At 71.0% G+C, this 26,363-nt stretch carries 21 protein-coding genes and 1 pseudogene; 14 read left to right on the forward strand and 8 right to left on the reverse strand.

The genetic code is table 11. The features are described 5' to 3' along the window. Positions 1-5 precede the first annotated feature (5 nt). The 4 genes and pseudogenes from ABD347_RS14120 to ABD347_RS14135 form a co-directional block, all read right to left on the reverse strand. Positions 6-1,304: pseudogene (locus tag ABD347_RS14120) on the reverse strand (glycoside hydrolase family 3 C-terminal domain-containing protein); the annotation flags it as partial. Positions 1,305-1,530: 226 nt separating this feature from the next. After that, positions 1,531-3,705 carry a discoidin domain-containing protein gene (locus ABD347_RS14125; RefSeq protein ID WP_344360757.1) on the reverse strand — a complete coding sequence of 725 codons (2,175 nt, stop codon included), beginning with the start codon at positions 3,703-3,705 and terminating at the stop codon, positions 1,531-1,533. 322 nt (positions 3,706-4,027) lie between these two features. Next, positions 4,028-6,226 carry a discoidin domain-containing protein gene (locus ABD347_RS14130; RefSeq protein ID WP_344360760.1) on the reverse strand — a complete coding sequence of 733 codons (2,199 nt, stop codon included), beginning with the start codon at positions 6,224-6,226 and terminating at the stop codon, positions 4,028-4,030. A gap of 813 nt (positions 6,227-7,039) precedes the next feature. Further along, on the reverse strand, positions 7,040-7,729 hold the full coding sequence (locus ABD347_RS14135; protein WP_344360762.1) for an esterase/lipase family protein: 690 nt from the start codon (positions 7,727-7,729) through the stop codon (positions 7,040-7,042). Positions 7,730-8,130: 401 nt separating this feature from the next. Here ABD347_RS14135 and ABD347_RS14140 point away from each other — a divergent pair, with 401 nt between their 5' ends. Next, a complete protein-coding gene (locus ABD347_RS14140) occupies positions 8,131-8,406 on the forward strand; it encodes a hypothetical protein (protein WP_344360764.1) in 276 nt (91 codons plus the stop codon). Between the two features lie 29 nt (positions 8,407-8,435). Here ABD347_RS14140 and ABD347_RS14145 read toward each other — a convergent pair whose 3' ends face one another. Then, on the reverse strand, positions 8,436-8,597 hold the full coding sequence (locus tag ABD347_RS14145) for a hypothetical protein (protein WP_344360896.1): 162 nt from the start codon (positions 8,595-8,597) through the stop codon (positions 8,436-8,438). A gap of 388 nt (positions 8,598-8,985) precedes the next feature. Here ABD347_RS14145 and ABD347_RS14150 point away from each other — a divergent pair, with 388 nt between their 5' ends. The 5 genes from ABD347_RS14150 (at position 8,986) to ABD347_RS14170 (ending at position 12,994) form a co-directional block, all read left to right on the forward strand. Then, a complete protein-coding gene (locus ABD347_RS14150) occupies positions 8,986-9,762 on the forward strand; it encodes a VOC family protein (RefSeq protein ID WP_344360766.1) in 777 nt (258 codons plus the stop codon). A gap of 557 nt (positions 9,763-10,319) precedes the next feature. Beyond that, on the forward strand, positions 10,320-10,589 hold the full coding sequence (locus ABD347_RS14155; RefSeq protein WP_344360768.1) for a hypothetical protein: 270 nt from the start codon (positions 10,320-10,322) through the stop codon (positions 10,587-10,589). 410 nt (positions 10,590-10,999) lie between these two features. Beyond that, positions 11,000-11,392, forward strand: coding sequence for an STAS domain-containing protein (locus tag ABD347_RS14160; RefSeq protein ID WP_344360770.1), 393 nt, complete (start codon positions 11,000-11,002; stop codon positions 11,390-11,392). Between the two features lie 64 nt (positions 11,393-11,456). Continuing rightward, positions 11,457-12,188: an ANTAR domain-containing protein gene (locus ABD347_RS14165; RefSeq protein ID WP_344360772.1), complete on the forward strand. Its 732-nt coding sequence runs from the start codon at positions 11,457-11,459 to the stop codon at positions 12,186-12,188. Between the two features lie 5 nt (positions 12,189-12,193). Continuing rightward, a complete protein-coding gene (locus ABD347_RS14170) occupies positions 12,194-12,994 on the forward strand; it encodes a GAF domain-containing protein (protein ID WP_344360774.1) in 801 nt (266 codons plus the stop codon). Between the two features lie 465 nt (positions 12,995-13,459). On the opposite strand, the gene ABD347_RS14175 is transcribed toward ABD347_RS14170, so the two are convergent. Then, a complete protein-coding gene (locus ABD347_RS14175; protein WP_344360776.1) occupies positions 13,460-14,287 on the reverse strand; it encodes a GntR family transcriptional regulator in 828 nt (275 codons plus the stop codon). Positions 14,288-14,479: 192 nt separating this feature from the next. Here ABD347_RS14175 and ABD347_RS14180 point away from each other — a divergent pair, with 192 nt between their 5' ends. The 8 genes from ABD347_RS14180 to ABD347_RS14215 all read left to right on the forward strand — a co-directional run bounded on the left by ABD347_RS14180 (position 14,480) and on the right by ABD347_RS14215 (position 24,456). Continuing rightward, positions 14,480-15,736: an extracellular solute-binding protein gene (locus ABD347_RS14180; RefSeq protein WP_344360778.1), complete on the forward strand. Its 1,257-nt coding sequence runs from the start codon at positions 14,480-14,482 to the stop codon at positions 15,734-15,736. 208 nt (positions 15,737-15,944) lie between these two features. Next, positions 15,945-16,820 carry a carbohydrate ABC transporter permease gene (locus ABD347_RS14185; protein WP_425575654.1) on the forward strand — a complete coding sequence of 292 codons (876 nt, stop codon included), beginning with the start codon at positions 15,945-15,947 and terminating at the stop codon, positions 16,818-16,820. Positions 16,821-16,825: 5 nt separating this feature from the next. Continuing rightward, positions 16,826-17,659 (forward strand): carbohydrate ABC transporter permease, encoded by an 834-nt coding sequence (locus tag ABD347_RS14190; protein WP_425575655.1) that lies wholly within the window; start codon positions 16,826-16,828, stop codon positions 17,657-17,659. A gap of 8 nt (positions 17,660-17,667) precedes the next feature. Continuing rightward, a complete protein-coding gene (locus ABD347_RS14195) occupies positions 17,668-19,182 on the forward strand; it encodes a beta-N-acetylhexosaminidase (protein WP_344360783.1) in 1,515 nt (504 codons plus the stop codon). Further along, on the forward strand, positions 19,179-20,612 hold the full coding sequence (locus ABD347_RS14200) for a cellulose binding domain-containing protein (RefSeq protein ID WP_344360786.1): 1,434 nt from the start codon (positions 19,179-19,181) through the stop codon (positions 20,610-20,612). Before ABD347_RS14195 ends, ABD347_RS14200 begins: the two co-directional genes overlap by 4 nt. 272 nt (positions 20,613-20,884) lie before the next feature. Then, complete coding sequence (locus ABD347_RS14205) at positions 20,885-21,400, forward strand: M23 family metallopeptidase (protein ID WP_344360788.1); 516 nt, start codon at positions 20,885-20,887, stop codon at positions 21,398-21,400. A 477-nt stretch (positions 21,401-21,877) separates the two neighbouring features. Continuing rightward, positions 21,878-22,936, forward strand: a complete 1,059-nt coding sequence (locus tag ABD347_RS14210; RefSeq protein ID WP_344360791.1) for a right-handed parallel beta-helix repeat-containing protein — start codon at positions 21,878-21,880, stop codon at positions 22,934-22,936. Between the two features lie 194 nt (positions 22,937-23,130). Continuing rightward, on the forward strand, positions 23,131-24,456 hold the full coding sequence (locus tag ABD347_RS14215; protein ID WP_344360794.1) for a jacalin-like lectin: 1,326 nt from the start codon (positions 23,131-23,133) through the stop codon (positions 24,454-24,456). 125 nt (positions 24,457-24,581) lie between these two features. Here the strand turns inward: ABD347_RS14215 and ABD347_RS14220 are convergent, their stop codons facing one another. Next, positions 24,582-25,679, reverse strand: coding sequence for a PP2C family protein-serine/threonine phosphatase (locus tag ABD347_RS14220; protein WP_344360796.1), 1,098 nt, complete (start codon positions 25,677-25,679; stop codon positions 24,582-24,584). 307 nt (positions 25,680-25,986) lie between these two features. Beyond that, complete coding sequence (locus tag ABD347_RS14225; protein ID WP_344360892.1) at positions 25,987-26,343, reverse strand: ATP-binding protein; 357 nt, start codon at positions 26,341-26,343, stop codon at positions 25,987-25,989. Positions 26,344-26,363: the final 20 nt, after the last annotated feature.

Genomic DNA, 26,363 nt, shown 5'->3' on the forward strand with positions numbered 1-26,363 from the left:
GGGTCTCAGCCGCCGGCTGCCCACTGCTCGACCGTCACCGTCCCCTCCCACCTCAGGTCCCCCGCCGACCTTCCCACCATGAGCCGGTACGGCCCCGGCTCCGTGGACCAGGCCCGCTCCTCCTCGCACCAGTGGCGCAGGGCACGGGCCGGAACCTCCACCTCGGCGGTCACCGCCCGGCCCGCCTCCGCCCGGACCGCCGCACAGCCGGCGAACCAGCGTACGGGCCGCTCCACGGCCGACCCGGGCCGGGCCGCGTATACCTGAACGGCCTCCCGCCCCGCGCGGGCCCCGGTGTTGCGGAGCCGTACCCGAACGGTGAACGCGTCCCCTGCCGCGGCCTTCACCGGCGCCTCGACGGTCTCGTACTCCCAGGTGGTGTAGCCCAGTCCGTGGCCGAACCAGAAAGCCGGCTCGCGCCCCGCCCGCAGCCAGGCCCGGTGGCCGATGTGGAGGCCGTCCGCGTAATCGAGCCGGCCCCGCACGGGCCGCGTGCGCGTCACGGGTGCGTCCGCGAGGGACGCGCCCCAGGTCGTGGGGAGCCGGCCACCCGGTTCCGCGAGGCCGAACAGGACGTCGGCGATCCCCGCGCCGGCCTCCTGCCCCGGGAACCAGGCGAGCAGCAGCGCGCCCACCTCCTCCCGCCACGGCGTCTCGACCGGGCCACCGCTGTTGACGACCACGACCGTGCGCGGGTTGACGGCGGCCACCGCCCGTACGAGAGCGTCCTGGTGACCGCCGAGGGACAGGCCGGTTCGGTCGTACCCCTCCGTCTCGTCGTGCTCGGTGGTACCGACGAACACCACCGCGGCGTCCGCGTCCCGGGCCGCCTCCACCGCGGCCGCCAGCGCGCTCGCCGCGTCGGGGTCCGGCGGCGCCGCGGTGACGATGGTGGCGCGTCCGCAGCCGGGGACCAGTTCGCGCCGCGCCACCACGTGCACCGGCCGCATCGAGGTCAGCGCCGCCCGGGCCGTGTGCACGGGCGGATTCACGTGGACGACCGCCGGGTCGTCCGTCTCGCGCGGGAACGTGCCGTCCAGGACCGTGCGCCCGTCGACGGTGAGCGTCATCCGGCCGAAGCCCCCGACACCGAACGACCACTCCCCCGCCGACCCCGGCCGCAGGCGCGCGCTGATCTCCACCGTGCGTGCCCCCGGAGGCAGGTCCGGCTCGAGCTGACGGCCGGAGAAGCGGTGCTCCGCGTACAGTTCCCGCCCCTCGTCGTCCAGCACGCGCAGCAGTACACCGGGAGCACTCCTTGTGGTACCGCGGCGGCGGAGTGTGCGTGGACGGTGTGACGCCGGTGACCTGGGGGACGGCCGGTATGTAGCCGTCGCTTCCTGGATCGGCCGCGGTGGCGACCGTGCCGACGCCGAGGACCGTTGCGACGAGAGCGCTGCCGACAAGGAGCGCGGGGAGTCGTTTCGAACGCCATCTCATGGAGGGCCTCCAGCCCGTGGGTGGGGGGATCGTGACCCGGCAGGGGGCTGAGCGCCGCCCCCTGCCGGGGGGCGTGGCGTGCGTGATGCGTCAGCTGTAGACGCCGAACTCGTGGAGCGAGTAGCCCCAGCCCGTCCCGCGGGCCGTCAGGTGGAGACGGACGTGCCGCGCGGTCGCCGCGACGTCGATGGTGTCGATGTCGCCGTCGCCGGTCGTCGTGGTGTGGACCGTGCGCCAGGTGCTTCCGTCGTCGGAGACCTGGACCTCGTAGGACTTCGCGTAGGCCGGGTCCCACACCAGCTGGAGCTTGCGGACGGCGGTGGGGGCGCCCAGGTCGACGCGGATCCACTGCGGGTCGCTCCAGTCGCCGGCCCAGCGCGTGGCCGGGTCGCCGTCCGTCGCCTTGGCCGGCTCGCAGGGGCAGTCGCCGTATGACGTCTGGAAGGAGGAGGCGGTGGTCGGCTTGTTCAGCGCCACGTTGGTCCCGGAGACCGGCGGGGCGACGACCTTGACCGACTTGGTCTCGATGCCGGCGTTCCCGCGGCCGTCCTCGGCCTGGATGTACACCTTCCAGACGCCGAGCTTCTCGGGCGCGGTGACGGCGAAGGTGCCATTGCCGGTGGAGCGCCACCGGGCCTCGACGAGCCGCTTGTCGCCACCGGCGTAGTTGCCGCTGAGGAAGATCTTGTACGTGATCGGGTCGCCGTCCGGGTCGCGTACGTCGGCGCGCACGCCGAACTCACCGCCCGCCGGGGCCGAGGAGGCGGCGCTGACGGCCATGTTCGTGACGACCGGTGGTGTGTTGTCGCCGCCGGTCGAGCCGGTGTAGGTCCTTTTCACCGCGTAATAGGACAGCCTCTTCAACCCGTCGGGCAGGAGGTTGAACCAGACGCCGCCGAAGTCGTGCTCGATGCCGTAGTGGAAGAGGGTGGCACCGAGCGCGACGCCCCGGTGGCCGGTGACGCACTCCCAGGCGGTGGTGTAGCCGTCGGCCTTCTGAACGTCGGTGGGCTCGTCCGGGACGCCGTTGGCGTCGTCCGGCACCTCCCACTCACCGGCCGGGCCGCCCTCGGTGATGATGTAGGGCTTGGTATAGCCGCCGGCCTCCCAGTCCTCCTGGACGTTGCAGATGTCGCCGTAGGAGTTCATCGAGTACAGGTCGAGGTCGGGGGCGTTGCGCTTGTAGTAGGGCCAGGCGCCGGTCCAGGCGCCGGTGGAGGTGACCGGGTGGTCCGGGTCGATCGCGTGGATCCTCTCGGCCACGTCGTTGACGAAGGAGGTGTAGGCGTTGCGCTGGGCCTCAAGCTGCGTGCCGCTGTAGCAGTTCTGCAAGCCGAGCACCGACTCGTTGCCGACGTTCCACATCAGCGTGGCCGGGTGCGCCTTGTAGGTGTCGACCCACTTGGCGATCTCGGTCAGCATGGTGTTCTTGTACGTCGAGCCGGTGACGTAGTCGGCGCAGCCGCCGCTGCCGGGGCCGCCGCCGGGCTGGAGCCAGAAGCCGTTGACGACGCGGATGCCGTGTGCGGCCGCCGTGTCGAGCAGGGGCTTCGTGGAGGCGTCCGTGCCCCAGGTGCGGATGGTGTTGACGCCCATCGACTGCACGTCCGGCATGTACTTCGGGGCGTCCGCGACGGACGGCCCCCAGGTCAGGCCCTTGACCGTGTACGGCTGACCGCCGACGGTCAGCTGCCAGTTCTCCTGGGAGCCGGCGACCCGCACCGCGCCTCCCGTGGGAGGCGGCGGGGTCCCGTCGGTGTTCCCGTAGACCTGGAACTCCCACAGGGAGTAGCCGTAGCCGCCGGCCCGTTCGGTTCCCAGCATCCGTACGTAGCGGCCGGAGCCGGAGAGGGCGAGGTCGTCGGTGCCGCCGTCACCGCCGGTCACGGTCTTCAGCGTCCGCCAGTCCGTGCCGTCGTCGGACGCCTGGATCTGGTAGCTCCTGCCGTACGCGCCCTCCCACGTCAGGACGGTACGGCTCAGGCTCGCCCGCTGCCCGAGGTCGACCTGCACCCACTGCGGGTCGCTCCACCGGCTGGACCAGCGGGTGCCGGTGAGGTTCCCGTCGACGGCCGCCGACGCGGGGTATCCGTCTGCTTCCTGGGACGAGGCGGTGGCGGGCCTGCCCTGCGACAGCAGGGTGTCCGCCGCCTGGGCGGGCGGGGCGGTGAGGGTGAACGTCGACGCCACCAGCGCGCCGAGGGCGAGCAGAGGGACGCCGGCGCGGCGGCGGGCCGGGGCAGGTGGTGAGGAGGGTCTGGACACGGCTTCTCCTGGCGGGTCGGAGTGCCGGGCGGGGCGGGGGGCCCGGGCGGGGCGGGGACGCTCTGCGGGGGATCCCCGGCGCCCGTCGGCGCGTGGTCGCGACAGCGTTCCCCGGCTCGGGACAGCGCGGTCGGTGGTCAGGCGGTGCGCGGTGCGAACCGTTCGGGTCCTGGCACCGGGTGGTGGCCCCTCCGGGCCGGGTCGCGGGGATGTCACCCGGACCGGAGGGGAGTCGGGGCCGGTCCGCGCCGGGTCACCCGGCGCGGACGGCGGACGGCGGACAGGGGCGAGAGGATCGGGGCGAGGGGTCGGGGGCCGGGTGTCAGGGGAAGGAGACGACGGTGGAGGGGACGGTCGAGGTGCCGGCGGGCACTGTGGACGCTCCGGTGTCGTTGATGACGTGGTTGTAGTGGCCCATTCCACCGAGGGACACCACGAGCAGGCTGTGGAACTTCACGCCCGGCTTGACCGGGGTCTTGAAGCCGTGGTCCTGGCGGATGGTCGGGTCCACGTTGTAGTTGCAGTAACTGCCCAGTCCCCACGCCTCGTGGGTGTTCACCGAGTCGTCCACGCGGTAGGCGGCGTACCCCTTGGTGGTGCCGTTCTGGATGGCGGCCTGGTTCGGCGCGTCGTAGGCCTTCTCATTCTGGTAGAAGATCGTCCGGCCGCGTTCGCCGTACCACTCGACGTCGTACTTGTTGAAGTGCTCGACGAACAGGCCGGTGGCCAGGACGTCGTCGCCGTTGACGCGGACGCCGTAGTCGGCCCGGTTGGTCTCCCAGCCCACGCCCTCACCGTGGTCGGCGCGCCAGACCCAGGTGTGGTCGATGATCGTGTCGTCGCTGTTGACCACCATGCTGGTGGTGGCCTTGCCGGGGCCGGCGCCGCCGATCCGGATGTAGACGTCCTGGACGGTGGTGGGGTTGGCCGCGTGGTCGGCGGCGGCTCCCGGCGGGCCGATCTCCAGCAGCGTCGGGGAGTTGACCGGTCCGGCGTCGATGAGGAAGCCGGCGAGCCTCACCCCGTCCACGTCGGCGACCTTCATCGCCGTCACCCCGTTGTCCGGGATGATCGTCGCCAGGCCGAGGCCCAGCACGATGGTGTTCGCGCGGTTGACGTCGATGGTCCGGTCGACGTGGTACACGCCCGGGGTGAAGAGCAGGTGCAGGCCCTGCGCGATGGCGGCGTTCATGGTGGCGGCGGTCGTGCCCGGCTTGACCACGTAGAACCGGCTCAGCGGAATCGACTCGCCTTGCGGAGTGCCGTTCGCCCACGTGGTGCCGCGCGCGTCGGTGCGCTTGGCGGGGGCGAAGACCTTGTACTCGTTGCCGTCGAGGTACAGGAACGGCTTCTCGCGGGAGATGGGGGTGGTGTTCAAGGTGGTGTAGCGGGGCTCGGGGAAGCTGCTCGCCGGGGCGCCCTCGACGCCGGAGAAGGTCTGGTTCCACACGGAGTTGGACCAGCCGCCGATCGCGCTGTCCCGGGTGTACCACTGCTGCTGCGAGTAGTTGCCGACCTGCCCGTCGACCTTGGTGTCGGCGATGTAGCCGCCGCTGGCCCAGCCGTACCCGTTCGGCGCCAGGTTCAGGCCACCCTTGACGTGCATGCGGCGGAACGAGGCCGCCTGGGAAACCGCCCACCGGTTGGTCCCGCTCACCGGGTTGACGGCCAGGTTCTCAGCCGCCCGCCAGAAGTTCTGCGTGGCGTTTCCGTTGAACCAGCCCGCGTCGACCGTCACGTCGCCGTTGATGGTCGTGTCATCGGGCCGCAGCCCGAGGCCCGCGATCTGGGTGTAGAAACCGATCTGCGCGTTGAGGTTGTTGTACGTCCCCGGCTTGAAGAAGAACGCGTGCCGGCCGCTGCCGAACTGCGCCGACTCCTGCTGCCGGAACACCTCGTCCAGCTTGGCCTGGATACCCGGCGTCGACGGGTCGAAGACGTGCACGTTCGGCCCCAGGTCCCCACCGCCCGGCAGGGTCGGGCCGCCGTCGCCGCCCGTGGAGCCGTACACCTTGAACTCCCAGAGCGAGTATCCGTATCCGGTGGCGCGGGCGGTGCCGAGCATCCGGACGTAGCGGGCCGCGCCGGACACGTTCAGCGTCTCCATACCACCGGCCCCCGTGGTGGTCGAGTACGCCGTCGACCAGTCCGTGCCGTTCAGGGACGTCTCGACGCGGTAAGCCTTGGCGTACGCGGCCTCCCAGCGCAGTTCGACCTGACTGATCGTGGCCGACGCACCGAGGTCGACACGGATCCACTGCGGGTCGGCGGCGGCGCTGGACCACCGCGTGCCGTTGTCGCCGTCGACCGCGGCGGTCGCCGGCGTGCCGTGGTGCTCCTGGCTGGAGGCGGTGACCGGCTTGCCCTGGGAGAGGAGTACGGGCGCGGCCTCGGCCGTCCGGGCGGGGACGAAGGTGAGCAGAGTGGCCGCGAGAGCGGTGACCACCACACCGACGACGCCTCGGCGAACGGATCCGCGCGGCGCCGGTGGCGCCACGGACGGTATGCCAACTGCGGGCATGCGGGGGCTCCTTGGATACGGGAACGATATGGGAGAGCGCTCTCCGGAACCTTGCCCGTAACCACACAGGCGGTCAAGGACCCTGTCACTACTTTTCTTTCACCTTTCATTAAAGGGCAGTTGACGCCGTGGCTCACGAGTTCGGCTCATGCCACGGATCGGCCCGACCGCGTGGGGCCTCGCCGCCGGCCGGCACGCCGCCAAGATCCACCGGCGGTCCGGCGACCACCGTCGGGAGGCCCACGCCTCACCGTCATCCGGCCCGCCCCGGGTTGGCGGGGCGGGGCAAGCCCAGGCGCCCCCTCCGCGGTGGGCCGGGAGGCGGAGCCCGTCGCCACCGTGCGCCAGGCCGCGGTCGGCTCCCGGGAGCCGGGCGACCGACGCGGCGAGGCGCCGGCCCTCTACCGCCTGGGCGAGGGATTCACGATAAGAGCCGGCACGCCGATGAAGGCCGGGCGCTGTTCCGGCTCAGCCGCGTCACCATGGAGCTTTGGCAGTACGAGGACTCCGTCTCCGCGTTCGGGCGATACCTGGAGATCTGCCGGCACACCGCTGACAACCGGCGAGAGGGCAGCGCCCTCTCCGCGGCGGGCTCCTGGTGGACGTGGAACGGCACGAGGAGGCCGTCGCCGTCAACCCACAGGCGGCCGACCACTTCCGCGACTCCGGCAGTCCCGGCACGGTGAACCTGGCCCTGAGCCACCGGCGGAAGACCCTCCGTGCGCCGGGGCACGCTGACGGGTGGCCCCTGACGGCCGCGCGGCGGGTCGGTTCCCGTGGAGGGCACCGGCCGCCGGTCCGCGACGGGCCGGGTCAGCGGTTGATCGTGTCGCGTGCCTGGGCGTACACCGTCGCGTCGGTGAGCAGGCCGTTGTGGGTGAGGCAGGTGGTCTTGGTGTTGGCCGCGCCGGACAAGGACACGGAGCTGTCCGGGTTGATCACGGTGTCGCAGGGCGACCACCAGGTCGCGTAGCGGGGCGAGCCGGGGGTCTCGTCGCCGGAGTTGAGGGCGGTGAGGAAGCTGGAGGCTATGCGCATCTCGGTGCAGGAGGTGTCGAAGCAGCCGTTGGCGGTGTCGGTTCCGTGGTTCGGGCCGCCGAGCGACACCCAGGCGTCGACCTTGGTGGTTCCGTCGAGGTTCTTGAGGTAGTAGCGGGAGGAGAGCCCGCCCATCGAGTGGCTCACGATGTCGACACGGGTCGCGCCGGTGGCCGCGAGGAGACGATCGACCTCGGTGGACACCTGGTCGGCGGTGACGGTGTTCGACCGGCGGGAGTCGTAGGTCCACTGGCGCAGGTGGGAGGACGGCCAGCCGTCGGACTCGAAGCGGTCGGCCATGGTGTTCCAGTTGCTGCCATCACCGTTGTAGCCGTGGACGAACAGGACGGGATTGCTGCCGGAGTGGAAACGGGAGCTGTCCGACGCTTGGGCGGGAGCCGGCGCCTGTACGGCGAGAAGGGCACAGGCCGCGGTGGCGGCTGCGGTGACGCGGGATCTCTTCACGGGGGCCTCGATAGCTGGACGGGGAAGCGCTCGACGGCGCGTTCCGGTGGGCAGAGCGCGCTGGGGGGCTGGGAGCTTCCGGGTCACGGGAGCAGTGCCTGCGGACAGGTGAGGCGTACCGAGCATGCCGGACGGCCGGTTCGCCGAGGTCCGCGGGAGAGGACGTCGGTGTCAACGAGGGGTGGACCGAGCGTACTGAGCGGTAGGTGTCGTTGGTCAAGAGGTGTGCGCCGGGTCTTCGGCTCCCTGCGACCGCGAGCCTGGACCGGTCGCGGCCCCGCCCGCACGTTCACGCGTTCCGGCTCCGGCTCACTTTCGTGGAGGGCTGGCTGAGAGTGATGTCAGTGGCATGTGGTGGGATGGCCTGACTCTGCTGCCGTGCCCTGTGGGAGACCGCCTTCATGCCCGTGTACTCGTCTCTGACCCACGCCCTGGCCGCAGCTTTGGTCGATGTCCTGCGGTTCATCGAGGGCAGTGAAGACGAGCAGATGGATCCGGACGACGCCGTCAAGGTCCTGGAGGGTGTAGCCCACCTGGTCAGTAAGCTGCCGAGCGACCAACGGAGCGAACTGGCCGACCTACTCGGGACGATGGCCGAAGCCGAATCCGACCCTGTGCGGCGGGAGTTCCTGGAAGGGTTCCCGGAAGGGTTCGGCCTCCTTGATGATGCGGTCTGACCTGTGCTTCACGAGTAGAGCAGGACGCGCTAGCGGAGGAGATGAAAGCCGGCCCGGCCGAACATCGGGCGTTTGAGCATCTTGGTCCGGTTGACGTGGCCTTCGACGACCCCGGAGCTCCAGGGCAGGGTGAGGCCAGCGATGAACCAGGACAGTCCCGTAGTGACGCCCCTCGCGGCTCGCGTACTCATCGACGCCGACCACCACCCGCGGGGCCGGAACTTCGGGGTCGAGTAACGCTTCGACCAGCCGCCGCACCGTGCTGCGGCTCACGGACACGCCGAAGACGCGCGCCAGGCGGGCACCGGCCCGGCCGGCGAGGTCGAGGCCGACCGCGGTCAGTGTCGACCGCAGGCGCTCGGTCCCTCGGCCTTACCGACAGGTCAAGCCTGGCAACTGTTCGGCGAAGGTCCGCCGCCCGCACGAGATGACCGGGCAGAGGAACCTGCGTCACCTCGCGGGACCGGATTCCCGGCGACGGAAACTCGGATGCGGGCGCCGCGGGGCCGCCCCTAGGCTGCGCCCTCGGGGCGGGCGGGGTGCCGTACCGGCCGTCAGTGGATCGGAGAGGCACAAGGTATGACCAGTCAACTGTTCGCGATCTGCTTCAACGCGACCCGGCCGTCAAGCCTGGCGCGGTTCTGGTCCGGGCTCCTGGGCTGGGAGCCGGCCGATGGTCCGGACGACGACGTCACGATCCTGCCCCCCGATCCAGCCGGGTTCCGCATTCGTTTCCTGCCGAGCCAGGAGCCGAAGGTCGGCCAGAACAGGGCGCACTTCGACCTGACGAGCACGTCTCCGGAGGATCAGCTGCGGACGGTGGCCAGGGCGCTGGAGTTGGGCGGGAAGCACATCGACGTGGGCCAACTCCCCGAAGAGGGCCATGTGGTGCTCGCCGACCCGGACGGCAACGAGTTCTGCGTCATCGAGGCGGGCAACGAGTTCCTCGCCGACACCGGCTTCGTCGGAGCTCTGGCGTGCGACGGTACGCAGGAGGTCGGTTACTTCTGGAGCGAGGTGCTGCGGTGGCCGCTGGTCTGGGACCAGGACGAGGAGACCGCGATCCAGTCGCCGAACGGCGGCACGAAGATCACGTGGGGTGGTCCTCCGGTGGCGCCCAAGACGGGTAGGAACAGGCTGTACTTCGAGCTGGCGCTCCCTGCCGGCGCCGACTGGGAGGCGGAGACCGACCGCCTGATCTCGCTCGGCGCGACGCGCACCGACATCGGCGGGGGCGGCGACGGCCGGGTGCTGATGCTCGACCCCGACGGCAACGAGTTCTCCGTACGGCCCCTGACGCGCCAGTGCCCCGCTCCGGAGCGCGGGATGCCGTTGGCGGATCCGCCGTCCATGTGACGGCGGCTTGTACGACCCCGTCGACGGAGAGCGAGCCCACTGCGATGCCCAGGACGACCGGAGCACCTATCCACTCCCACCAACGCCTCATGAACGGCGGATACCCCGTCCCTGCGTCACGGCTCCGTAGGATCGCGTGCACCCGAGGCTGACCCACCGGGCCGCCTGAGAGCCCGAACGTCGCGCGTACTCCGCGACCGGTGACGTGCTGGTCCGCGGAAGGCGTGGGTTCAGCCGTATCTCTGCCGCCTGTGCGTGCCGTCGACGAGGGGCGGCCTCCGCCGTCTACGGGGCCGGTGGCAATCAGCGGCCGACCTGTCGCGGCGCCCCCCGTACCCGGCGTAGGGCATCTCCCGGCTCGCCCCGGGGGGCGACGCCGGACGCCGGCCTCGGCAAGGCGCACTGTCCCCTCCTGCCCCACGGCAGCGTCGATTCCGCGATGCCGGCCGTTCCCGCGGGGTACGGGCGCTATCCGTAAGCTCCTGGCAGGACTACGGTGTTGAGTGAAGCCCCAGTCCCCGGCAGCCATGCTCCGTCGCGCTCCGGGAAGGCTGGCCATGTCCGTCCTACTTCTCATCCTCCTCCTGGCCCTGTTCGGTCTCGGGTTCCTCAGTCCCGTCTGGTGGGTGGCCGCAGCCGTTCTGGTCTTCGATCTCGCGCACTCCGGCCGGCGTGGCGCGAGGGGTGGGCCCCACCGCCGTGCTTCCGAGTACCGCAGCTACCAGGACTACCGGGCGTACAGGGACCGTCAGGACCGCTGGGAGCGCCGGTACAGGCAGCAGCGCCCCAGCCACTGGGACCGGCGGGACCGCGAGTACCACCAGTGACCGGTGGGGCACCGGGGAAGGAACCGCTCCGTGAAGCCGAGGGCCGGATCGACCGGAACAACCGGAACAACCGGATCGAGGTGCCGGGGGCCGGTGGAAGGCTGTGGCCGGGGAACGGCTGCCGGGGGGTGCGCGCGAGGGCTATGCTGCGATGGACGTCCCAGACCCCGGCGTGGCCCAATGCTGTTGTCGTGCTGGTGTCTGCGGGGAGTGGACAGGACTCCGGACCACCACAGACCCACAATGCGAGGTGAAGCCGGCCGGGTGCACGGCGCCCTGCGACAGGGTTGCCATCCGTCGCTTCTGCCTGACCTGTAAAGGCGTCCGACCACATGGGACACGTGCCAGGCGCAGCCGGAACCCCCGGCCCGCCCGGCACCGCCCCAGGTGGTCATAAGAACTGAGGCACCATGCCTGTTCTCTCAAGACTGAACTTCCACCGGCGCGACCGGGGAAGCCACGCGACCATCACCCTGGCGGGTGAACTCGACCTGGAGACGGCGCACTGCGTGCGCGAGGTGGTCGAAGAGTGCCTGGCGGACGGAATCCGCGAGGTCGACATAGACCTGACTCTCCTCACCTTCTGCGACGTCAGCGGCCTCAACGCCTTCCTGGTCTCGTCTCGGCTCACCACCAGTGCCCGGGGTGTGCTGTGGCTGCGCCACCCGAACCCGATGCTGACCCGCCTCCTGGATCTGACCGACACCGGCTTCCTCCTCTACGACCGGCCCTTGGTGTCCGCGTCGCACGCCGCCGTGGCGGGCGACCCGGCCGCCGGAGGTCCCCCATCGCTGGCCTCGTGACCGGGCCGGGAAGCACGACCTGGAACCCGCTCGGCGTCGGTGGCAGGGGGCGAGGTGGTGCGGGGTGATCAGTGATCTCATGGTCGGGGTCCTGCGTCTGCTGCGGTCCGACGACGGCTCCGGCCGGGTCGTCGATGTCACCGCGGCCGGCGCCGCCGCGTTGGGCGTGGACGGCCTCGCGGTCTCCCTGGTCACCGAGGGCGGCCTCACCGAGCTCCTGTGGTGCTCGGACGCCGCGACGCGCCGCTTCGAGGACCTTCAGCTCACTCTCGGGGAGGGCCCGGGGCCCGACGCGGCCCGTACCGGCGCGATGGTGTGGGTGCCCGACCTGGTCGGTGTACGCCTTGCCCGCTGGCCCGCGCTGGCCATGGAGGCTCCCGCCCTGCCGGTCCGGGCGGTCTTCTGTTTCCCCATGGCGATCGGCGCGATCCGCACGGGCGTCCTGACCACCGTACGCCGCACCCCGGGTCCCCTGACCGCCCAGCAGGCGGACGACGCGCTGGTCCTGGCCGACGCGCTCACCGGACGGTGTCTGGGCGCCGGTGAGTCGCGCGTGGCCGGGGCGTCCCCTGCCGACTCCCCGCCCGCCCTGCAGCACGCCGTGATCCACCAGGCGACGGGTATGGTCAGCGTCCAACTCTCCCTGCCCCTGCCCGAAGCCCTGCTGCGGCTGCGCGCGCATGCCTACAGCAGTGGGCGTTCCATCACCGAGATCTCCCAGGACGTGGTGGACCGGCAGCTTCGCCTGGACCGGAACGGCAACGGCACGCCCCCGACCGTCGTAGACAAGGACTGATCGACATGCCCCGCGAACAGCGGCTCACCGAGGTTTTCGTGGAAGTCGCGGACTCCCTGACCGACGATTTCGACCTCATCGACTTCCTCCAGCAGCTCTCGGTGCGCTGCATGGAGCTGCTGGACGTGGCGGCGGTCGGCATCCTGCTGGCCGACCAGCACGACATCCTGCAGACCATCGCCGCCTCGGACGAACATACCCGGCTGCTGGAACTCTTCGCCCTGCAGCACGACCAAGGCCCCTGCGTGGACTGCTACAAGAGCGGTCAGGCCCGCACCAACATCAACCTCACGGACCCGGGGACCACGGTGAGCTGGCCGCAGTTCGCCGCCCGTGCCCACGAGACCGGATTCGTGGCCACCAACGCGCTCCCGCTACGGCTGCGCGGCCGTGTCATCGGCGCACTCGCCCTGTTCCAGACCGACCCCGAACCGCTCAGTGAACCGGACATCACCCTCGCTCAGGCACTGGCCGACATCGCGACCATCGCCATCCTTCAGCAGCGCACCCTGGACCACAGCCACATCGAGCGTGCCCAGCTCCAGTACGCCCTGACCAGCCGCATCGTCCTCGAACAGGTCAAGGGCATCCTCGCGGAGCGCTGGCAGATCTCACTCGACGACGCGTTCACCGCCTTCCGCTCCTACGCCCGTGCCCACCAACGTCAGCTCGCCCAGCTCGCCCGCGAGATCGCCGACGGCGACTTCGACACCGATCTGATCCCCCACCCGGCCACTCGCCGCCCGAGCGGTGACCCGACGGTCCCGGGCGCCGACGGCCGCCGCCCCGGGCGTCCCCTGCCGTAGAGGCCCCGGGGCGGCCCCGGCGCCGGCGCCGGCCCCGCCCACCGCCCCGCTGTCGGGCCCAGACCGTGCGCCCACGAGGAGCCGTTCACCGCCCGGGGGCCGGCCGAGGAAGCGTTCTCAGGTGGTGCACCGCCGCGACGCCGGGGAATGGGGGTCGATACGGTCCGCGTCCCCGCCCCCCTGTCGGTCTCTGCCAGGCCGCCCCCCTGTCGGGCATCCGCCAGGCCGCCCCCTGTCGGGTCTCTGCGAGGCCGCACCGCCACCGCCCGGCCGGGGGTGGCAGTGGCGCGGGTCCACCAGTGCCGCGTCTGGCGTGACCGTCCCCGGCCGAACCTCGTCGGCTCCCGTCGGCCACCGGCTGCCCGCGCCGCGGACCCACGTGGCCGGGACCGGCGGCCCCGGTCGCTGCGCCTGGTGATGCGGGGCCGAGCGCCCGCGGTGGCCGCCGCCGGTGGCTCGGCGCGGTCAGCGGGCGTCTCCTGTCGTCGATGACGTGATGATGTCCCCGTGCGCGAAGTCGCCCGGTGGGATGCCCGGGTGGTGGCTCCCGGGACGTGAGTGCGGGGCGGTGACGCCCAGGGCGAGCCGGGAAACGATGCGGTAGCGGTCGCCCCGGTAGACGGAGTGGACGTACTCGACCGGATGACCGGCGGTGTCGGTGGTCAGGCGCTCGATCAGCAGGGCGGGGGAAAGAACCGGAACGTCGAGCACGCCGGCTTCGGCCTCGTTCACGACGGTCGGCTCGATGGACTGCACCGCCTGGTCGACGTGGACCTGGTGGTGCTCGCGCAGGTGGTCGTAGAGATCCCCTGCCTCCAGCTCCCGTGGGCTGAGGGAGGGGACCAGGGCTGCGGGGATGTGCAGGTGCTCTATGGCCATCGGCGTTCCGTCGACCAGCCGCAGCCGGGCGATGTAGACCACTTCGGCAGCCGGGGAGACACGCAGCTTGCGGCCGATGCGGGCGCCCGCGCGGATGGTGTCCAGTCTCAGCAGTCTGCTGGACCAGGCGCCCCCGGCCCGGGGCACGGCGACGGCGGCGTCGTCGGAGACCAGTTCTTGAGTGATCTTGGCGGGGGCGACGAACATGCCGCGGCCGTGTTCGCGTACGAGCTGCCCCGTGGCGACGAGTTCGTCGACCGCGGCCCGCAGGGTGGGCCGGGACACGCCCAGTTCGGCGCTGAGCGTGCGCTCCGAGGGGATGGCGTCGCCGGGACTGCGTACCTCGATCAGGCCGAGGAGGAACTCCCGGACCCGCTCCCGCTTGAGTACGGCCCCTGAGGAGTTGTTCTCCATGACTCCGACCTCTCTGCCTCGCCGCCCACAACTGGTCTGGTGGTAAACGGCAGTTTAGGCGCTCACCGCTGCCCCGCCTACCGAAAAAGCCCTGTCACCCGGGGGGTTGACGGCCACATTGGTCTATGCCACCTTCAAGCCACATCGTTGTCCAGTTGACCAACTGGTCAACACTCCCCCGAGGTGAATCCAGTGAAGATCCGCTTCATCCCCACCGCCGCGGCACTCGCGGCCGCTTGTGTCCTCACCGCCTGCGGTAGCTCCTCGTCCGGCTCCGACCGGGCGGCCGGCCCCGGCACACTGACCGTATGGATCATGAAGGACAGCGTCACCGACGCGTACCTCCAGCGATTCGAGCAGGACTTCGAGCGGCAGCACAAGAACACCGTCCTGGACATCCAGATACAGGAGTGGGACGGAATCGGCGAGAGGATCACCGCCGCGCTCGCGAGCAACGACGCCCCCGACGTCATCGAGGTGGGAAACACCCAGGTCGCACAGTACGCGCAGAGTGGTGGCGTGCTCGACCTGAGTGACAAGGTCGGGGAACTGCGGGGCGGTGACTGGCTTCCCGGCCTCGCCGAGCCGGGGAAGATCGACGGCAAGCAGTACGGCATCCCCTGGTACGCGGCCAACCGCGTCGTGCTCTACAACAAGGACCTCTTCGCGAAGGCCGGGATCTCCTCCCCGCCCCGGACCCGTGACGAGTGGCTGCGGATCACCGGAAAGCTGAACCGGGGCGACACGCAGGGCATCTATCTGCCCGGTCAGAACTGGTACACCCTCGCCGGCTTCATCTGGGAGGAGGGCGGAGAGCTCGCCGAGAAGGACGGCGACCGGTGGAAGGGCGCGCTCGACAGCCCGGAGGCCTTGCGGGCCATGGACTTCTACCAGCGGCTCCAGGCGCTGGGCAAGGGCCCCAAGGACTCCGACGAGGCCAAGCCGCCGCAGGCGGACGTGTTCGCCAAGGGGGACGTCGCCCAGATCATCGCCGTCCCCGGCGGCGCCCAGATCGTGGAACAGGCCAACCCGGCCCTCGCCGGCAAGCTCGGCTTCTTCCCGATCCCCGGCCGCACGGCGGGCACACCGGGAGCCACCTTCACCGGCGGTTCGGATCTGATCATTCCCGCCGCCTCCGCCCACCCGGACGCCGCCTACCAAGTGGTCAAGTCGCTCGCCGGGGAGAAGTGGCAGAGGGACCTGGCCAAGACCATGAGCTACGTGCCCAACCGGACGTCGCTGGCCGACGCCCTGGAGAACGACGAGGGCACCGCAGCCATGGCCGCGGCGGCCGCGCGAGGGCGCGCGACACCCAGCTCCCCGCAGTGGGCCGCCGTGGAGGCCACCAACCCGATCAAGGAGTACATGACCGCGGTGTTGACCGGAAGCGACCCGCGGAAGGCCGCGAAGGACGCCTCCGACGCCATCAGCAAGACGCTCAACTCATGAGCGGGGCCCGATCGGGGAAGAGAGCATGACGCGCCCCGCCGGCCGCCCCGACACGGCATCCGCCCCCGGCCCCGGCGCCGGCCCCGGCCCCACAGCGACAGCCTCCGCTTCCACGCCCACACCCACACCCACACCCACACCCACACCCACACCCGCACCCGCACCCGCACCCGCGTCGGCCGGACGCAGAAGCGCCGCTCCCGGCAGTCTGTGGCCCTACCTGCTCATCGCCCCCACGGTCGCCGCCATCGTCGTCCTGCTCGCCTATCCCCTCGCCCGCAATCTGCTGATCTCCCTCCAGCACTACGGGATGGCCGAACTGATCCGGGGAGGCGCGGGCTTCGCCGGTCTGGAGAACTACCGGGAGATCCTGGGTGACGGCGAGTTCTGGCAGGTCACCCGGCGCACGCTCTGGTGGACCGGGATCAACGTCGTGCTCATCATGGTGATCGGCACAGGCGTCGCGCTGATGCTCCAACGGCTGGGCAAGCGGATGCGGACCCTGGTCCTGAGCGGACTGGTGCTCGCCTGGGCCAGCCCCGTCATCGCGACGACCACCGTCTTCCAGTGGCTCTTCTCCTCCCGCCTCGGAGTGGTCAACTGGCTGCTGGTGCGGCTGGGTTTCGACTCCTTCCAGGACTACTCCTGGCTGGCGCACGGGCCGGCGGCCTTCACCCTGCTGGTGCTGCTCGTCGTGTGGCAGTCCGTGCCGTTCGTCGCCATCACCCTGCATTCCGCGCTGACGACGGTCCCCGCCGAGCTCTTCGAATCGGCCCGGATCGACGGCGCCGACGGCTGGCGCGTCTTCCGCTCGATCACCCTGCCCCTGCTCAGGCCGGTCTTCGGGCTCGTCCTGAGCCTCGAAGTCATCTGGGTCTTCCGGTGCTTCGCCCAGATCTGGGCCGTGACCGGGGGCGGGCCCGGCGGAGCGACCACCACCCTGCCCGTCTACGCCTACCAGGTGGCACGGTCCCTGCACCGCTACGACCTGGGAGCCGCCGCGGCGACCCTCACCGTACTCATCCTGATCGCCGTGCTGATCCTCCACTTCCGTCAGATGTTCCGGCAGGAGGCCGAACTGTGAGCCCCGTGCCCGTGCGCCTGTTGCGGCGGCTGCCCCTGAACGCGGGCGCGCTGGTCGTCTTCGCGCTCTGCGTCTTTCCCGTGTACTGGATGGTCCTCACCGCCTTCAAGCCCACCCCCGACATCCAGGCCGAGACGCCCGTCTTCCTGCCCACCTCGCTGACGCTGGAGCACTTCTCCGCGGCGGTGAACGCCGACGGGTTCTGGTCGTTCTGGCGCAACAGCCTCATCGTCACGGCCGGCTGCGTGCTGCTGGCCCTCGTGGTCGCCCTCGGCTCGGCCTTCGCGGTGGCGCGGCTGCGCTGGAAGGGCCGCCGCGGCTTCGTCCTGATGGTGTTCATCGCGCAGGTCGCGCCCTGGGAGGCGCTTCTCATCCCGATGTACGTCATCGCACGCGACACCGACATGCTCGACCGGCTCGCCACCCTCACCCTCGTCTACTTCATGATCACCCTGCCGTTCACCATCGTCACCCTGCGGAGCTTCCTCACCGCGATACCCAAGGAACTGGAGGAAGCCGCCCAGGTGGACGGCTGTACGCGGGCCGCCGCGTTCCGCAGGGTCACGTTCCCCCTCCTCGCGCCCGGCCTGCTCGCCACCTCCCTCTTCGGCTTCATCACCGCCTGGAACGAATTCGCCTTCGCCAACATGCTGATCATCAAGGACCAGGACGACCGCACCCTCCCGGTCTGGCTCTCCTCGTTCTCGAACGTCTTCGGCACCGACTGGGGAGCCACCATGGCCGCCTCCACGCTCTTCGCGCTCCCCGTCCTCATCCTCTTCCTGGTGCTCCAGCGCCGGGTCGCCACCGGCTTGGCCGGCGGCGCGGTCAAGGGATAGGAGGCACCGTGTTCCCACCGACCAGAGCCCCCGGTCTCGTCCCGAACCCCTCGCGACTCAGCCGGTCCGCCGGGGCCTTCACCCTCGACGACGCGACGGCGATCCGCGCCACCCCGGGGGCCGGGCCCGCGGCCGCCCTACTGCGCACCCTGCTCGCCCCGGCGACCGGTCTGCCGCTGCCCCTCGCCCCGGACGGGCGCATCGTCCTCGTCCTCGACCCCGGCCTCACCGGCCTCGGCTCGGAAGGCTACGGCCTGACCGTCAGCAGTGAAGCGGTGCTGCTGCGCGCGGCGGGCGCAGCCGGGCTGCGGCACGGTGTGCAGACCCTCCGGCAGCTCCTGCCCGCCGCCGCCCTCGGCGCGGAGCCGGTACGCGGGGTGCGGTGGTCCGTCCCCTGCGTCGAGATCACGGATGTGCCCCGGTACGCCTGGCGCGGCGCGATGCTCGACGTGGCCCGCCACTTCCAGCCCGTCTCCTTCCTGCGGCGCTTCACCGACCTGCTCGCCCTGCACAAACTCAACGTGTTGCATCTGCATCTGACCGACGACCAGGGCTGGCGGATGCCCGTCGCGGCCCACCCCAAGCTCACCGAGGTCGCGGGCGTGCCTCATGGCGGCGCGTACACCCGCGAGGAGTTGCGCGATCTGGTGGCGTACGCAGCCGACCGGGGGGTCACCGTCGTACCGGAGATCGAGATGCCGGGCCACGCGCGCGCCGCCCTGGCCGCCTACCCGCACCTCGGCAACTTCCCCGAACGGCGACTGGACGTCTGGAAGAGCTGGGGGGTGTGCGACACCGTCCTCGGGGTCACCGACGAGGCCCTCGATTTCTGCCGCACCGTCCTGGACGAGGTGATGGACCTCTTTCCCTCGCCCTACGTCCACGTCGGTGGTGACGAGTGCCCGACCACCGAATGGCACCACTCGCCCACCGCCCTGCGGCGCGTGGCCGACGAGGGGCTGGACGGCCCCGACGCGCTCCACGGGTGGTTCATGGCGCGCGTCGGGACCTTCCTGACCGGGCGCGGGCGGCGGCCACTGGGGTGGACCGAGACCGGTCGCGACCTGCCCGAGTCCTTCGCCGCCCTGGTCTGGCGAGACGAGGAGCACGGGCGCGCGGCGGCCTGCCGCGGCCAGTCCGTGATCATGGCGCCGCACCGCTCCACCTACCTCGACTACCCGCAGTCCGCCCGCCCCGACGAACCGCCCGGCCAGTCCGGCGACGCGGTCGACCTGCGGGCCGTGTACGCCACCGAACCCGCCCCCGCCCACTGGGAGGCGGCGGCCGCCGCCCGGGTGCTCGGCACCCAGGCGCAGCTGTGGACCGAGTACGTGGCCACCGCCGCGCACGCCGAGTACCTCGCCTTCCCCCGGCTGTGCGCGCTGGCCGACACCGCCTGGTCCGGCGGCCGCGACTGGCCCGGATTCCAGGCACGGCTGCACCACCACAGAGCCCGGCTCGACGCTCTCGGAGTACCGAGTCGCCCCTCCGCGATCCTTCGTCCTGAAAGGACCACCAGGTGACCAGCTTCAGCACGAGCAGAAAAGCACGCACCACACGGATACGCACGGCCCTGGCCGCCGCCCTCGTGGCCGGCCTCGGCTGCGCCACCCTGTCGGCGGCGCCCGCTGCCGCCGCCGGCGAGTCACTGACCGTCCAGTACCGGCAGAGCGCCACCGGCAGCGACCAGGCCGAACCCTGGTTCAAGGCGGTCAACACCGGCACCGCGCCGGTCTCCCTCAGCCAGGTCAAGATCCGGTACTACTTCAAGGCCGACGCCGGCGCCTCGTACACCTTCGCCTGTTCCTGGGCGGTCAAGGGCTGCGGGAACATCACGGGCACCTTCGGCACCCTCGCCCGGCCGACCGCCACCGCCGACCGTTACCTGGAGATCGGTTTCACCGCCGGCGCCGGCACCCTCGCGCCCGGCGCGAGCACCGGCGACATGCAGTTGCGCTTCCACCGCTCCAACTGGCAGCCGCTGAACCAGAACGACGACTACTCCTTCGGGCCGACCCAGACGTCGTACGGCGACTGGTCCAAGGTCACCGCCAGCGTCGGCGGTACGCCGGTGTGGGGGACGGCACCCGAGGGCAACGACCCGGGCCCCGGCCCCGACCCGACCGATCCGCCGACCGGGGGCGGCGCCAGGCTGTTCGACGACTTCAACTACGCCTCGCACACCGATCCGGCGATCGGCGCCCACGGCTGGAGCGTGCGTTCCAACGCGGGCGGGCCGGGGGTGCCGGGCGCGACCTGGGCGGCGCAGAACGTCACCTTCGCCAAGGAGGGGACCAACTCGATCATGAATCTGGAGACCTCGACAGCCGGCACGCCCGAGTCCACGAAGCACACCGAAGTCCTCACCAAGGCGATGAAGTTCAAGAACGGTACCTACGCGTCCCGGGTGCGGTTCTCCGACGCTCCCAGGTCGGGTCCTGACGGCGACCGCGTCGTGCAGACGTTCTTCACCATCAACGACCTCAAGGCCCCGATGGCGGACGACTACGCCGAGTACGACTTCGAGTACCTGCCCAACGGCGGCTGGGGCGAGCCCGCGAACATCCTCTACACCACCTCGTGGGAGACCTACCGGCCCGACCCCTGGGAGGCCGTCAACCAGCACTCCGAGTCACGCACCAGCTACGCCGGCTGGCACGACCTCGTCGTCACCATCGACGACAACAACATCACCTACTACGTCGACGGGCAGGAGTTCGGCCGCCATGACGCCCGCTACCTGCCCGAACGGCCGATGTCCATCAACTTCAACCAGTGGCTCATCGACCTCGCGGGCCAGACCAGCACCACTCCGCGCGCCTACGACCAGAAGGTCGACTACGTCCTGCACGTCAAGGACCGGGTGCTGACCCCGGCCCAGGTCGCCACGGAAGTCGCCGCCTACCGGGCGGCAGGCACCACCTTCGTGGACACGGTGCCCGCGAGTCAGTAACAGTCAGCGGCGGGCGGACGCCGCCTGTGCGTCCGCCCGCCCCGCCCCTGAGGCCGGCCCCGCCCCGGCCAGGGCAGCGCCGCCGGTTCGTCACCTTCCAGAACAACTGACACGCCATCATCAGGGCGGGTGTCCGGAAAAGACTTGCTGCAAGTTCTTGCAACAGCCTTGCCGCATGGGGCGGTTGGTGCGACCGTTGTCCAGTCCGACTCAGACCCATGACGGGAGGCGCGGTGCGCAACGCGAGACGACTTCTCCTCAGAATCGGCGCGATGGCGAGCTCGGCACTCACAGTCGCGGCGATCGGTCTCATGGCGGCCCCGCCGGCCGCCGCCGTCGACTACTACTACGAACTCCCCTACCCCTCGGGCGAGTCCTACCTCGTCACCCAAGGACCCGAGGGCACGTACTCGCACACCGGCCCGTACAACGAGTACGCCTGGGACTTCGGCCTGCCGGCGAACTACGAGGTCTCCGCCGCGCAGGGCGGCACGGTGCTCGTCTCGGACTGGTCGCCGTACTGGCAGAACGGCATCGAGGTCATCATCCGCCACTCGAACGGCCGGTGCACCCATTACGCGCACCTCAACCGGGCGATCTACAACACGGGCGACTGGGTCCCGCAGGGCCGGATCATCGGCTGGTCGGGAGCCACCGGGGCGGCGACCGGCCCGCACCTGCACTTCCAGGTCATCGACTGCAACACCCGCGTGGGCATCCCGGCCACGCTTCAAGGCTGGACGCCGCCCACCGGATCAAGGCCGGTGAGCGTCAACACGCGCGCATGACACCGGTCGCGCCCCCGCCACACACGGTGTGACGAGCGACCGGAGTGGCGGGGGTGCGGCCCACCCGCGCGCCTGACGGCGCCCGGACCGCCGCGACACCCGGTACGGATGCGGCCGCGACACCCGGTGCGACAGCGGCCCCCGGCACACGCCGGTGGCGGTGGCGGTGGCGGGTTCACCGCTCGGGTGGCGCGGCGCAAGGGGGCCGTCCCGGTCACGGTGCCCGGGTCACGATCCTCCGTCGCACCGGTCCCCGGGCACCGGGACACCGCATGGGACCCGCCGCCGCTGCGGCGCGGCTCCCCCGCCCGCTGGGCGCGAGTCCCGTCAACAGGGGTGTGGGTACGGGAGACACGGGCATCCGGATCAAGCCGTCGCCCGTCCCCCGGGGAAGCGTTTTACGTGTTATCAGGCCAACATCACCATATGTGAGGTATGCCCTACTGGCCGGTAGGATCGAGGACTAGCTTCTGGACCATGACCAAAGCCAAGAAGACAACGGCGGACGTACGTCGAGTGCTGGCCGTGGCGGCCGCGGCCGTCGGTGTCGCCACGATGGTTCCGACAACGGGCCAGGCGCACGCGGCAACGGCTCGGGAGATCGTGGTCGACAGCGCGGTCGACGCACCGGACGCGTCCGCACGGGACGGCAAGTGCCTGTCCACCAAGGGGGGATGCACCCTGCGTGCGGCGGTCATGGAGGCCAACGCGCACCCCGGTTCGACGATCACCCTCCCCCCTGGCCACTACAGCCTCAGCATCCCCCCGCTGCTCGGCCGGCCCTTCACCGACTACACCCTGGCCGACACGGCCCACGGCAACCTGAAGATCTTCGCGCCCACTACAATCACCGGCGCCGGGGCGGACGCCACGGTCATCGACGGGCGCGGCATCGACCGGGTGTTCACCATCATGCGACCTGCGACGATCTCGGACCTCACCATCACCCGCGGCCGCTCCGAACCCACGGCGTCCCTCTACAACTACTACGGTGGCGGTGCCGCGCTGAACTCCTCGCGGCTGACCATGGAGCGGGTGCACCTCACCAGGAACACCGGCAGGATCGGCGGCGCCGTACAGAACATCCCCTTCAGCTCCTTCACCCTGCGCGACAGCCTCGTCGACCACAACGAGGCCGGGGAAGCCGGTGGCATCCGCTTCGACTCGGCGGGCCTGGTCGAACGGTCCGCGATCACCCACAACCGGGTCGTCGACCCCTACGACCCCACACGGCCGGGCGAACTCGCGGGTTACGGCGGCGGCGTCGACGTACGGGGTGTCAGGGACGTCACCCTCGTGGACACCAAGGTGACCGACAACTACGCCGAGAAGGGCGGGGGCGGCATCAACATCACCCTCGGCTACACCCCCGCCCCACCCGTACGGGTCGGCCCCGGCAGCGTCCGGCTGAAGAACTCCACCGTCACCGACAACTCCCGGCTGGAAGGCACGGACAACTGCCGTGTCGTACTGGCGAAGTTCGTCGACCTCGGCGGCAACACCGACTCCGACGGCACCTGCGGGCTGAAGCCCTGACCGTCGTCGTCAATGGCTCGGTGAGGACCATTCCGCTCGGTCACCCCGTCCGGCAGCGCCGCGAGCGGCGCCCATGACACCCCGCCGCACAGTTCCGGCTCGGCCGGAACTGTGCGGCATTGCGCCGGCCGCACGCCGCCGCCAGGCTCGTCCCGTTGTCTTCCCCTGCTTCCTCCCCCATGGAGACGCCCCCCATGAGAAGACTCATCCGCACCCTGCTCGCGGGCGCCCTGACCGTTACGGGACCGGGCCTCACCGGAGCGACGGCGCCCGCGCTCGCCGCCGACGCCTCGGGCACCTTCAACGTGCTCACGTACAACGTCGCGGGCCTCCCGGAGGGCCTGAGCTCCGGCAGTCCGGAGACCAACACCCCGCTGATCTCCCCGCGGCTGGCGGCCTACGACATCGTCAACGTCCAGGAGGACTTCAACCACCACGCCGCCCTGTACGCGGGCGACAACCACCCCCACCGTACGGCGACGAGCGGCGGCGCGGGCATCGGCGACGGCCTCAACACCCTCTCCGACCACACCTTCGAAGACTTCGAACGGGTCGACTGGAACGCCTGCGCGGGGACGGACTGCCTGACGCCCAAGGGGTTCACGCTCGCCCGGGTCCGGCTCGCCGAGGGAGCTCTCGTCGACGTGTACAACGTCCACGCCAACGCGGGCGTGACGGACGCGGCACTGGCCGCCCGCCGCGCCAACATCGAGCAGCTCTCGGACTTCATCCGGACCAACTCGGCCGGCGACGCGGTGATCGTCATGGGCGACACCAACACCCGCTACACCCGCGTCGGCGACAACATCCGCACCCTGGCGGACGAGAACGGCCTGACCGACGCCTGGGTACAACTCGTCCGCGGCGGCGACGCACCGGCGCGGGGCGATGACGCCATCGTCTGCCCGACGACGGGGCCCACGGACGACTGCGAGGTGGTGGACAAGATCCTCTACCGTGGCAGCGACCTGGTCGGCCTGACCGCCACCCGCTACCACAACGCATGGGCGTCCTTCCTGGACCCCGCCGGCCACCACCTCTCCGACCACCTCCCGCACACTGTGGACTTCTCCTGGACCCTTTCCTCACGACTCCGGGCCAGTGACCTCTTCGGCGGCCCCCACGGCACGGCGTTCAACGACGCGGACGGCCTTCCGGCATCCGCGTCCCCCCGTACGCTGACGCTACGCGGCGCCTCCCGCCTCGACGCGGTCGGGCTCACCCACGACGACGGCACATCGCTGACGCACGGCGGTACGGGTGGCACTCCCGCCGCACTGACCCTCGCCCCGGGCGAGCATCTCACCTCGGTGACCCTCACACGCGGCCGGAAGGACGGCCGTACACGGATCTTCTCGGCGGCCTTCACCACCGACACGTCCCGTACGGTGAAGGCCGGTTCGCCGACGCGGGACACCGTGACCCGCACAGCGCCCGCGGGCTGGCAGATCGTCGGCTTCACCGGCCGCTCGGGCAGCGAGATCGACAAGCTGGGCGTGCTGTACGCACCGATCGGCTGAGCTCCCGCCCTGCCCCGCCCTGTCCCGCGCCGGACCGCGGGCCACCGGTTCCGCCACCGGCCGGTGAGGAGCCCCTCGGGGACCGGGCACGGCGAGCGGGCGTCGACCTGGGACTCCGTACCTCATCAGGGCTCGGACAGGCGTACGGCGAGGGCGGCGATGTCGTCGTCAAGGCGTCCTCTGCTGTAGCGGAGGAGGTCGCGGTGGAGAGCCGTGAGCAGTTCGCGGGGCGGTGTCGGGGGCTGTCGGCGCATCCAGGCCGCCAGTGGGAAGAACTCGCCGTCGTGGGCGCGGGCCTCGGCGATCCCGTCGGTGTAGAGGAGCAGCACGTCACCGGGTTCGAAGGGGAAGGTGTCGACGTTGTAGTGCTCCCCGATGAGCTCCGCGAGGCTGAGCAGGGGTGAGGGGGTGGCCGACTCGAGGGCGCGGATTCCGCGGCGGTTCAGGAGCAGCGGCGGAGGGTGTCCGCAGTTGAGGATGTCGATACGTCCGCCCTCGTGCGGGATCTCGACGAGAAGGGCGGTGGCGAAGCGCTCCATCGGCCCGTCGGGCGGAAAGGCCGCGTTGTAGCGGGTACTGCTGGCGTCCAGCCTGCGTGCGACGTCGACCATGCCGGTCTCGCCGTAGGCCGCCTCCCGGAAGGCGTTGACGATCGCCGCGGCCGCCCCCACGGCAGGCAGGCCCTTGCCCCGCACGTCACCGATGAGCAGCCGGACCCCGTGCGGGGTGTCGACCACCTCGTAGAAGTCCCCGCCGATGCGTGCCTCCGCCGCGGCCGCGAGGTACAGGGACTCGATCTCGACGTTCCCGAAGCGGCGTGGCATAGGGCTCAGCACCACCTGTTGGGCCGCGTCGGCCACGAGTCGTACCTGGAAGAGCGTGCGCTCCCGCTGGAGGCGGACGTGGCTTCCGTACGCGGCGGCCACGGTGACCGCGATGATCCCCGCCGCCGTCCACCACGTTCCCAGGTCGGGGAAGACGAGGCTGAGGCCGATCATCAGAAGGAGGCAGACGGTCCCGAGCAGGACGGTGGGGAGGACCGGCCACATGGCGGCGGCCAGGGCGGGCGCCGCGGGCAGGAGGCGACTGAAGGCCATTTCCGGTGGGGTGGCGTAGGCCAGACTGGCGATCACGACGGTCAGGACGACCGGCGACAGCCGCACGAACACCCCCCGGCCGTAGCGCCGACGGAGCCGCAGCCGCAGCCGTACAGACTCGATCACGCTGTCCAGAATATCCGGGCAATAGGGACATAGCGCCCTGACCGACGGAGTCGGCCGCTCGCCCCTCCCGCCCCCCAGCCGACGAGCGCCGCTCCGGCCCGCGTCACGCGGGCGTCGCCGCCACGGCCGACCGGGGCGGACCGTCCGTCTCCGTCCGGCCGGGGTGCGCCGCTGCCGGACCTGGACGGGCGGCCGGACGTCCTCGCGCGTTACTCCGAGGGAGTGGCCGGGCAGGCCACCGGTTCGGGGTGCACCGCCGGCCATCGGCGGAAGCGCCCGCATCGCTTCGGGCGACCGGGCCCATGGGTCAGGGCACCTCGTCCACCAGTTGTTCGGTCCAGATGGTTTTGCCCGCGACGGTGTACCGGCTGCCCCAGCGGTGGGTCAGCTGCGCCACGAGGAACAGGCCCCGGCCGCCTTCGTCCGTCGGCCGGGCCCGCCGCAGGTGTGGCTGCGTCTGGCTGGGATCGGAGACCTCGCAGATCAGACGTTGGTCACGAATCAGCCGCACCCCCACGGGGGCGCCGCCGTAGCGGATGGCGTTGGTGACCAGCTCGCCGACGATCAGCTCCGTGGTGAACACCAGATGTTCCAACCCCCAGGAGGTCAGCCGATCGGCGACCCGACGGCGTACGTCCGCGACGACGCTGGGGTCGGCGGCCAGCTCCCAGGTTGCAGTGGCGT

It is taken from the genome of Streptomyces gobitricini (assembly GCF_039532985.1).
GTDB lineage: Bacteria > Actinomycetota > Actinomycetes > Streptomycetales > Streptomycetaceae > Streptomyces > Streptomyces gobitricini.